The following is a 1,385-nucleotide window of genomic DNA, read 5'->3' as shown; positions in this document are numbered from 1 at the left end:
GGCGACCTAACTATTGATGCCAGTGGACATTGGGTCTTCACCGCCAACAGCGCGTTTAATCAACTAAACGTCGGCGATAAAGTCGAAGAGACCTTCACTGTCTCGTCCATTGATGGCACACCTTCGACCATTAAAGTCACGATTAACGGCACTAATGACGCAGCTACTGTCAGCAGCGCGACCGTTGCCATCAATGAAACCGACAAAGCAGTCACGACTTCAGGAACATTAACCAGCACCGATGTCGATAATCCGGATAATGCGTTCACTCCAGATTCCATTACTGGCACCAACGGCAACCTCACCATTGGTGCTAATGGTCACTGGGTATTCACCGCTAACAGCGCGTTTAATCAATTGAATGTCGGCGACAAGATCGAAGAGACCTTCACTGTCTCGTCTATTGATGGCACAGCGTCAACGATCAAAGTGACGATTAACGGCACTAACGACGCCGCTACTGTCAGTAGCGCGACCGTTGCCATCAATGAAACCGACAAAGCAGTCACGACTTCAGGAACATTAACCAGCACCGATGTCGATAATCCGGATAATGCGTTCACTCCAGATTCCATTACTGGCACCAACGGCAACCTCACCATTGGTGCTAATGGCCAATGGACCTTCACCGCCAACAGCGCGTTTAATCAACTAAACGTCGGCGATAAAGTCGAAGAGACCTTCACTGTATCGTCTATTGATGGCACAACGTCAACGGTCAAAGTGACGATTAACGGCACTAACGACGCCGCTACTGTCAGTAGCGCGACCGTAGCCATCGATGAGACTGACAAAGCAGTAACGACATCAGGAACATTGACCAGTACTGACGTGGATAATCCAGATAATGCGTTCACACCGGATTCAATTATTGGTGCCAACGGCAACCTAAACATCGACGCCCATGGCCATTGGACATTCACCGCCAACAACGTATTTAATCAGTTAAATGTCGGCGATAAAGTTGAAGAAACTTTCACTGTCTCGTCTATTGATGGCACACCCTCAACCATAAAAGTCACGATTAATGGCACCAATGATAAAGCGACGGTCAGTACCGCAACGGTCAGTGTGGATGAAACAGACAAAGCGGTAACTACTTCAGGAACATTGACTAGTACCGATGTTGATAATCCAGATAACACATTTACGCCAGACTCCATTGTTGGATCTAATGGTGATCTCACCATTGATGCCAATGGCCATTGGACATTCACCGCTAACAGCGCATTCAATCAATTAAACGTTGGCGATAAAGTCGAAGAGACGTTCACCATCAATTCGGTCGATGGCACACCATCCACCATCAAAATTACGATTAATGGCACCAATGATAAAGCGACGGTAAGCAGTGCGACCGTTGCCATCGATGAAACTGACAAAGC

General features: G+C 47.6%; 1 protein-coding gene. It reads left to right on the top strand.

What is annotated here, in order from left to right; genetic code table 11:
- On the top strand, nucleotides 1-1,385 hold a 1,385-nt coding region (locus AB4375_RS00020), incomplete at both ends, for a VCBS domain-containing protein (RefSeq protein WP_372050824.1).

This window comes from Vibrio sp. 10N.261.51.C6, assembly GCF_041471785.1.
In the GTDB taxonomy this organism is placed as follows: domain Bacteria; phylum Pseudomonadota; class Gammaproteobacteria; order Enterobacterales; family Vibrionaceae; genus Vibrio; species Vibrio crassostreae_C.
The sequence above is the reverse complement of the archived record's forward strand: the minus strand, read 5'-3'. Positions and strand labels throughout refer to the sequence as shown.